Here is an 8595-nt window from a genome sequence, read left to right as displayed (position 1 = left end):
GGCCCGTGGCGCCGGGCGCCACGGGCCGCGGGTCTCGGCCACCGGTCCGGCCGTTGTCGGCCGGGCCGGGCGTCCGGCCGGTCAGTCCCGGTCGAACGCCGCACTGACGGCCCAGGAGACGAGGCCGACGATCAGACCGCCGAGCACCGCCGTCCAGAAGCCGTCCACGTGGAAGGCGTCGCCCGCGATCCAGCTGGTGAGCATCAGCATCAGGGCGTTGATGACCAGGCTGAACAGCCCGAGCGTCAGGAGCAGGAGCGGCAGCGAGAGGAGCCTGACGATCGGCTTCACGATGAGGTTCACCAGGCCGAAGATGAACGCCACGAGCGCGAGGGTCAGGGCCTGACTGCCAGTGGTTGCGCCCTCGTCGCCGAGGGTGATGTCATCCAACAGCCAGACCGCGACGGCGAGTGCGGCAGCGTTGGCGATGAACTTGATAAGGATGCTCGTCATACACGAGATCGTTCCAGAAGACGGCGGTCTCAGGGCAAGGGGCGTGGGCGGATGAAGGCTTTCCGGCTGGATCAGCTGGAGGCGGAGCGAGCCGCGAACGAGGGGGCGTATCTGCGCTTCCTGCGGGAGCGGACGATGTCGGCCGGGCTCTACGCCCTCGACGCGGGGGCCCAGGACCCGCAGGGGCCACATGAGCAGGACGAGATCTACCTGGTGGTGAGCGGGCGCGCCTCGATCACCGTCGGGGAGGAAACGACGCAGGTGGGACGGGGCAGCGTGGTGTTCGTGCCCGCCCGTGTGCCGCACCGTTTCCATCACATCACCGAGGATCTGCGCGTGATGGTGATCTTCTCCCCGCCGGAGGGCTGAGGGGCTCGGCGCGCCCTTCGGGGCGCCCCGCGGGCGGTGGCTGCCGGAGCGGTCCGGGCCGCGTGAGCGGTGCGACCCACGCCATACCCGGGGTCGGGCGTGTCGCAGCACGGGTCGCTGCGTGTGGCGTTCGAGCGCCCTGCCGCGCGCCCCGGAGCGTACGGCGGGGCGCCGGTCGAGTGTCCGCCGCACCGCTGGTCAGCGCCCCGTGCGGCGCCCTGATCGACCCCGTCGCCGCACGACCGGTACCGCCTCGCGGGTGCCACTCGCGCGGACCGGTCGGTCCCGGACATCGCCGCCCGCAATCGGCGGTGGGGTCCGGGGCCGGGGAGCGGAACCCGTAGGGGATCGGTCAGGGCGAAGCGGGGGGCGACCGGCCTCCCGTCGACGTGAGGTCGCGCTTAGCATCGGTACGAGCCCGGTGGTAACCGGCTGGTGGCCGGGCGAATCCGCCGGCGCGACCGGTACCGGGAGGGGTCACCGTCCCGTGTGCGGTGGCCGGAGAAGTCGGTCGGACCGCACCCCCCGTACTGCCGCGGTCCCAGCTGTTAGGAGCCAGAGACCATGAAGGACGCGTTCATGACACTGCCATGGTGGGTGCGCTGGATCGCCATCCCCGTGGTCGCGCTGGTCATCTTCGGCGGCATGATCGCCTCGGTCCTCACCTGGGTGATCGGTCTGCTCTTCAAGATCCTGCTGTTCGTCGCCGTGGTGGCGCTGCTGATCTACCTGGTGCGGAGGTTCTCCGGCTCCTCGAAGTCCGCCGGGGACTGGTAACCGCACGCCGCAGGGGCCGCCGGGCGGCGGCCCCACCCCTCCGCCGCCGGACGGCGACGCCGGACCGACCACCCGGCGGCGCCCCCACCGGCGGTCACTCACCGCTTGGCGCGCCGCCGACGGCCCCCGCCGCCGCGCCCACCCGGAAGCCCCCGGCCGAGCAACCCGCCGCCGTGCCCGCCATCCGTCGGTGGCACGCCACCCCCCTGGCTGCCCGGGCCCTGACCGGCCGGACCGTGACCGCCCGGCGGCCCCCAACCGTCCGGGCCCTGGCCCGTGGGACCGCCGTCGCCCGCCGGGCCCCCCTCACCCGAGGGCAGCACCCCTCCGTCCTTGTCGGCACTGACCACCAGCGCCGCCAGCACGGTCGTGATCGGCACCGAGGCGACCAGCCCGATCGAGCCGATGAGCGTACGGACGATCTCCTCGGCGACGAGTTCGCTGAACGCCACCGTCCCCACCGACTGCTGGGCGATGGTGAACAGCAGCAGCAGCGGCAGCGCGGCGCCCGCGTACGCCAGCACCAGCGTGTTGACCACGGACGCGATGTGGTCCCGCCCGATCCGCATGCCGGCCGCGTAGAGCTTCACCCACCCGGCGCGCGGATCGGCCTGTTTCAGCTCCCAGATGGCCGAGGTCTGGGTGACCGTCACATCGTCGAGCACGCCCAGCGAACCGATCAGGATACTGGCGAGCAGCAGCCCCTGGATCTCGATGTCGGGGTAGAGCGCGTGGACGAGGCCGGTCTGGTCGTCCGTGTTGCCGCTGAGCCTGGCCCAGCTGGTGAACAGCGAACCCAGTACGCCGATCATCACCAGCGAGATCAACGTGCCGAGGATCGCCACCGAGGTCCGCGCCGTGACCCCGTGCACCAGGTACAGCGTCACCAGCATGATCACGCTGCCGCCGAACACCGCGACCAGCAGCGGGTTGGAGCCCTGGAGGATGGCCGGGAGGATGAACAGCGTCAGCACCCCGAAGGTGACCACCAGGCCGACGAGGGCCAGCAGTCCGCGCAGCCGTCCGATCGCGACGACCACCACCGCGAAGACCAGCGCCAGCACCATGATCGGCACCGACCGCTCCACGTCGTAGACGGAGTACTGGAGTTCCTCGGGCGCGTCCGGCGCGTAGGCGACCTTGACGCCCTGCCCGGTCTCGAACCGCTGGGTGGCGTCCGGCGGCACGACCTCCTCGAAGGTCCGCCCCACGTGGTCGCCGCTGGTGACCTCGACCGTCGCCACCTCGCACGCGCCGCGCACGCCCTGCGGCACGGCGACGCCGAGGTCGTCGCAGGGCTCCTCACGCACGTCCGAGACGCGGGCGTTCTCCACCTGCCGGTCGTAGCCGACCCCGCTCCGCTCCTGCTGGTCGGGGACACCCCCCGGCCACAGCAGCACCATGCCGCCCACCATCACCGCGGCGAACGGCAGCAGCACAGCGGTGATGACCTTGCGCAGCCGCCCGGAGACGGGCGCCGCCGGTCCGTGCTGGTGGGTGTGGCCGTGCGGATGGTCGTGGGCGTCGTAGGGGTCGTCCCGATGAGATGTCACCAGGGGATCATCGCAAGAGAAAGTGGCGCGCCCTGGTCACAGCTCGCGGTGTGCCGCTACCGTGGGTGCCGCACATCTGACGTCGCGGGAGCTCCGAGCACGGGGCTGAGAGGGCGCTGACCGGCAACGACCGGGCCGAGGGGCCACGGCAGCCGACAGCTGCGCCGACCGCTGAACCTGTACCGGGTAATGCCGGCGTAGGGAGTGGGTCTCATGACCTCGCACGACGCACACGCGCGCGCCCACCGGGCCGCGACCGACCCGACGACACCGTCCGCACCGGGCACACCGGCCGCCGCGGACCGACCCGTCGCCGACCACGAAGCCCCGGCCACGGCCACGCCGGCGCCCGGCTGGCACAAGGGGTACCTCACCGGCTCACGGCCGGACCTGCGGGTCCCCGTCCGCCGCGTCCATCTCACAGACGGACGCCACGTCACCCTGTACGACACCTCCGGCCCGTACACCGACCCGCACCTCACCACCGACGTACGCCGCGGTCTGGACCCGTTGCGGCACGGCTGGATCGCCGAGCGCGACGACACCGAGGAGTACCCCGGTCGGGCACCCCGCCCCGAGGACGACGGCGTCCGGCGGGCCGCACCGGGCGGCGGTGGGTTGGACAACCTGGACGCCGTCTTCCCCGGCGGGCCGCGGCTGCCGCGCCGGGCACGCGAGGGCGTGGCGGTGACCCAACTCGCCTACGCCCGAGGCGGGGTCGTCACTCCGGAGATGGAGTACGTCGCCGTCCGCGAGAACGTCGACCCGACGTTCGTGCGGGACGAGATCGCGACCGGGCGCGCGGTACTGCCGGCGAACGTGAACCACCCCGAGTCCGAGCCGATGGCCATCGGCAGGAACTTCCTGGTCAAGGTCAACGCCAACATCGGCAACTCCGCCGTGACCTCCTCCATCGAGGAGGAGGTGGAGAAGATGAGCTGGGCCACCCGCTGGGGCGCCGACACCGTCATGGACCTCTCGACCGGCCGCAACATCCACACCACCCGGGAGTGGGTGCTCCGCAACTCGCCCGTCCCGATCGGCACGGTGCCGCTCTACCAGGCGCTGGAGAAGGTCGGCGGCAGGGCGGAGGAGCTGAGCTGGGAGGTCTACCGGGACACGGTCGTGGAACAGGCCGAGCAGGGCGTGGACTACATGACGGTCCACGCCGGGGTGCTGCTGCGGTACGTCCCGCTGACCGCGCGTCGCAAGACGGGGATCGTGTCGCGCGGCGGCTCCATCATGGCCGCCTGGTGCCTCGCGCACCATCAGGAGAGCTTTCTGTACACGCACTTCGAGGAGCTGTGCGAGATCCTGCGCGCGTACGACATCACCTACTCGCTGGGTGACGGGCTGCGGCCCGGCTCGATCGCCGACGCCAACGACGAGGCGCAGTTCGCGGAGTTGCGCACGCTGGGCGAGCTGACGCGCGTCGCGCGGGCGATGGACGTCCAGACCATGGTCGAGGGCCCGGGGCACGTCCCGATGCACAAGATCAAGGAGAACATCGACCTCCAGCAGGAGATCTGCGACGGGGCGCCGTTCTACACGCTGGGGCCGCTGACCACGGACATCGCGCCCGGGTACGACCACATCACCTCCGGCATCGGCGCGGCGATGATCGGCTGGTGGGGCACGGCGATGCTCTGCTACGTCACCCCCAAGGAGCATCTGGGGCTGCCGGACCGGGACGACGTGAAGACCGGCGTGATCACCTACAAGATCGCCGCCCACGCCGCCGATCTGGCCAAGGGCCACCCCGGCGCGCAGGCGTGGGACGACGCGCTCTCCGACGCCCGGTTCGAGTTCCGCTGGGAGGACCAGTTCAACCTGGCGCTCGACCCGGACACCGCGCGGGCCTTCCACGACGAGACCCTGCCGTCCGAGCCCGCCAAGACCGCGCACTTCTGCTCGATGTGCGGCCCGAAGTTCTGCTCCATGAAGATCAGCCGCGACATCAACGAACGGTTCGGCGGCGGCGTGAACGCCACACCCGAGGAGATCGAGGCCGGAATGCTGGAGAAGTCGCAGGAGTTCGCGGCCTCCGGCAACCGCGTCTACCTGCCGCTGACCGACTGAGCCGCGCGAAGGCGGCTGACCGACGGCGCCCCGATGGCGCCGTCGGTCAGCCGAGACAGGGCTGGTCGCGGTGGTCCAGGAAGTGGCGCAGTCCGAGTCGCTGCGTGTGGTGGATCGGCAGGTGGTCCAGCTGGTCCGGAGGGACGAAGCGCAGCTCCGTGGACGCCTCGGAGATCGCCGGTCGCCCGCCGACGATGCGCGCGGTGAAGCAGGCGTTGAAGGGGGAGCGAGTCGGTGAGCTCCATGCCTCCGCCGGGGAGGGCCCAGAGGCCGTTGTCGCGTCGGCGCTGCAGCAGGATGCGCCCCTGCTCGCCGGTGACGACCGCTGAGGCTGCGACCACCATGCTGTTCGGCACGGGCGCATCCGGATCGTCGTAGTACTCGGTCCGTGCCATGGTCACTCCTCGTGCCGTACGGGCGTCGCCGTGGACCAGACCGCGTCGAAGCTTCCGGCACCAGTGTCGAACATGCCGCCCTGGCCGCTGATCCGGACTCGCTTGGGGGGCCCTGCGGCCTGGGCGGAAGCACCGGCCATCGTCAATTTCGACGTCGAGGTGGTCCGGCCCGGCAACGGGGCCTCCTCCGGGATGCTGGGCGTCGATCGAGAGGGGCAGTAGCGATGCAGTGGAAGATCCACGGGGAACGTCCGATCTATGAGAACCCGTGGGTCAACCTGTGGTTGACCGATGTGGAGCAGCCGGACGGGCGCCGCCTGGAGTACCACGTCGTCAAGCTCCGGCACCTGGCCGTGGCCGCCGTGATCAACGACGAGCAGGAGATCCTGATGATGTGGCGGCACCGCTTCGTCACCGACGCATGGGCGTGGGAACTGCCCATGGGCCTGGTCGAGGACGGCGAGAGCCCCGCGGACGCCGCCGCACGAGAAACCCTGGAGGAGACCGGTTGGCGGCCCGGGGCGATGAGGCCGCTCATCTACGCGGAGCCGGCGAGCGGGATCACCGACTCGCAGCACCACCTGTTCCGTGCCGACGGCGCCACGTACGTCGGCCCTCCCACCGAGAAGAACGAATCCGACCGGATCGAATGGATCGCGCTGGCGGACATCCGAGCCATGATCGACCGCCGCGAGATCGTCAGCAGTGGCTCGCTCGTCGGCCTGCTGTACGTGCTCATGGACGCCGGGACGCGCTGACCCGAGCGGTAGGGCACTCCCGCAGCCGTGACGCGAAGGCCGGTCCCACGGGCTCCCGCCGGTACGGGCCGGCTCGTCGTAGGACTCGCGCAGGTACCCGGCCACCCGCTCCGACCGAGGAAGCGGGCTCCGGTGCGTCCGCCGCCGTCCGGCACGCCTGGTCCGGCCTGCCCGGTCGGCGTTGCGTCCGGGCCCGCCTGAACGCGTGGGATGCGCACCCTCTCGGGTCGGCGCTGTTCGACCGCCGCACGGCGTCGGCGCCGAGGGGTGCGGTCGCGGCCTCGCCGAGTCGGCTGTGGACGGTGCCGGCATCGGCATCGAGGTTCGTCGCGGCGCCGCACGCGCCCCGGGCGCCGGCGACCCGGCGCGTGAGCGGCGCCGCAACCCGTCCCAGGGCGGCCCCGGTTGGCGTCGCACACCGGCCGACCGGGACGATACGTGCAGGAGCACCGCAGTCGGGTAGGCGACTCCTGGACAGGTCGTATGGTGTTACCGGATCACGGCAGGTGAGTGCGGATGTTCGCGGGCACGGGAGAGTCGGCATGAGCGGCGGGCAGCCCTGGCAACCGGGGTGGCAGGGCGGACCCACGCCGCCACCGCTGCCCCCCACCTCTCGCGCGTCGCCGGTGCCCTGGGCGATCGCGCTGGTCGTGCTGCTGATCGCCTCGCTGGCGGTCGCGTTCACCGCTGACGCGCGGACCGGCTCGGACGACCGTGCCGGCGTGGCGGCCACCGGTGAACTCGGGCTGGACGGCCTGGAGGACTTCCGACTCCCCGGCGGCGCCGGCGGCCCCGGAGGCCTGGGCGCGGGCGGCGGCTTCGGCGTCCCCGCCGACGACGGCGTCGACGTCTCGACGAGCGGCCCCGGCGACCCCACCACCGACGCGTTCCGCGACGTGCGCCCGGGCGACTGCCTGACTCTCTTCCACGACGGCGCGGACTGGAGCACCGACCTGCCCTGGAAGGCCGACTGCGAGGCCGGCGAGGGGTTGATGGCCGTCACCTCGGTGGAGAGCTCGATCGAGTCCTGCCCGACCGGCCCGGGCGAGATGCACTGGCCGCACACCGCGCCCGGCGGCGAGCAGATCGTGCTGTGCCTCAACCGCCAGTTCCGCGTCGGCCACTGCATGCTCGCCGAGCAGGACCAGGACGGCGAGGACGGCCGCATCGTCGACGGCAACCTGATGAGCCTGGTGGACTGCGCCTCCGACTCCACGCCCGCGCCGTGGAACCAGGTCATGCACATCACCGGCGTGCTGCCCGCACCGGAGGAGGTCACCTCGGGCGCCTGCGCCCGCAGCGAGAACGACGCCACCTCGTACTGGCACTGGACCGTCAACGGCGGCGAGACGCTGGTGTGCACCATGGTCTTCCGAGGCTGACACCCGGCCCCACCGGCCTCACCCCACCGGCCCCCGGCGCCCCCGCGCCGGGGGCCGGGGTGCGTCCCGAGGCACCTGCGTCACCGGTTCCCGCCCCGCCCCGTCCCGCCGCACCGGGGCGGTCGCCCACCGACGGCGGGCGGGCAACGGCGGTCCCGCCCCCGCTGGGCGCTCAGCGCGAGAGCACGTAGACCGCTGTCCCGTCGAAGGCGGTCCCCGCCTGGCGGATGGCGTTGCGACGCAGCAGGAACAGCACGCTGTCGGCGACCCGACGCTCGCTGAGGTGGCACAGGCGCGCGAGTTCGGCGGTGGAGCGCCGGGCCTCGCCGTGCGCCGCCAGATCCTCGGCGAGGACCCGGGCGACGGTCCAGATGTCGTCGGTGACGGTGAGCCGGGCACGCCAGCGCGTGAACAGGCGCCGCGCCTCCGGGGTGAGCGGGCCCGGGGTCGCCGGTGTCGGCGCCGTGGCGCGGGTGTCCGCGACCGCCCCGCCCCCTGCCTGGGGCGACCTCGGCTCGGCGGCGGACGGCGTGCCGAGATGCCCGACGGAGGCCGGGGACCAGCCGCGCAGCGGCACCCGGGGCGTGCCGGCGGTCCGGCAGAAGGGGTCCTCGGGCGCGGTCGGGCGGCCGGAGAAGCGCTCCAACGCCTCGGCGATGCGCGCCAGGGCGCGGGAGGAACGCTCCTGGGCGGCGACCAGGTCGCGCAGCGCCCCGGTGGCGTCGCGCAGCCGCTCCGCACGCAGCCCCTCCGCACGCGGCTCCGCCGCCTCGGCGGTCTGCCGGGCCGCCCGGCGGCGATCGTAGCGCCGACCCGGGCCGGTCCGGGC

7 protein-coding genes and 2 pseudogenes are annotated in these 8595 nt (G+C 72.6%); 5 read left to right on the top strand and 4 right to left on the bottom strand.

Features of this window, described 5'->3' with window-relative positions; genetic code table 11:
- Window positions 1-81: 81 nt before the first annotated feature.
- Window positions 82-453: a phage holin family protein gene (locus HCJ92_RS19550; RefSeq protein WP_167934926.1), complete on the bottom strand. Its 372-nt coding sequence runs from the start codon at window positions 451-453 to the stop codon at window positions 82-84.
- 51 nt (window positions 454-504) lie between these two features.
- Between HCJ92_RS19550 and HCJ92_RS19545 the strand changes: the two genes are divergently transcribed.
- Window positions 505-822: a cupin domain-containing protein gene (locus HCJ92_RS19545; protein ID WP_167934925.1), complete on the top strand. Its 318-nt coding sequence runs from the start codon at window positions 505-507 to the stop codon at window positions 820-822.
- Between the two features lie 564 nt (window positions 823-1386).
- On the top strand, window positions 1387-1599 hold the full coding sequence (locus HCJ92_RS19540; RefSeq protein ID WP_167934924.1) for a DUF5326 family protein: 213 nt from the start codon (window positions 1387-1389) through the stop codon (window positions 1597-1599).
- 98 nt (window positions 1600-1697) lie between these two features.
- Here the strand turns inward: HCJ92_RS19540 and HCJ92_RS19535 are convergent, their stop codons facing one another.
- Window positions 1698-3152: a YibE/F family protein gene (locus tag HCJ92_RS19535; RefSeq protein ID WP_338054268.1), complete on the bottom strand. Its 1455-nt coding sequence runs from the start codon at window positions 3150-3152 to the stop codon at window positions 1698-1700.
- Window positions 3153-3365: 213 nt separating this feature from the next.
- On the opposite strand from HCJ92_RS19535, the gene thiC reads away from it, so the two are divergent.
- On the top strand, window positions 3366-5231 hold the full coding sequence (gene thiC, locus HCJ92_RS19530) for a phosphomethylpyrimidine synthase ThiC (protein WP_167934923.1): 1866 nt from the start codon (window positions 3366-3368) through the stop codon (window positions 5229-5231).
- Between the two features lie 46 nt (window positions 5232-5277).
- Here the strand turns inward: thiC and HCJ92_RS19525 are convergent.
- Window positions 5278-5626, bottom strand: a pseudogene (locus tag HCJ92_RS19525) (NUDIX hydrolase).
- 224 nt (window positions 5627-5850) lie between these two features.
- Here HCJ92_RS19525 and HCJ92_RS19515 point away from each other — a divergent pair.
- Together HCJ92_RS19515 and HCJ92_RS19510 are read left to right on the top strand one after the other, a co-directional pair.
- Window positions 5851-6384 (top strand): NUDIX hydrolase, encoded by a 534-nt coding sequence (locus tag HCJ92_RS19515; RefSeq protein ID WP_167934922.1) that lies wholly within the window; start codon window positions 5851-5853, stop codon window positions 6382-6384.
- A gap of 542 nt (window positions 6385-6926) precedes the next feature.
- Window positions 6927-7766, top strand: a complete 840-nt coding sequence (locus HCJ92_RS19510) for a hypothetical protein (RefSeq protein WP_167934921.1) — start codon at window positions 6927-6929, stop codon at window positions 7764-7766.
- A 172-nt stretch (window positions 7767-7938) separates the two neighbouring features.
- Here HCJ92_RS19510 and HCJ92_RS19505 read toward each other — a convergent pair.
- Window positions 7939-8595: pseudogene (locus tag HCJ92_RS19505) on the bottom strand (hypothetical protein); the annotation flags it as partial.

It is taken from the genome of Streptomyces spiramenti (assembly GCF_012034385.1).
Lineage (GTDB): Bacteria > Actinomycetota > Actinomycetes > Streptomycetales > Streptomycetaceae > Streptomyces > Streptomyces spiramenti.
Note: the sequence above shows the minus strand (reverse complement) of the source record. Positions and strands in the feature narration are given on the sequence as shown.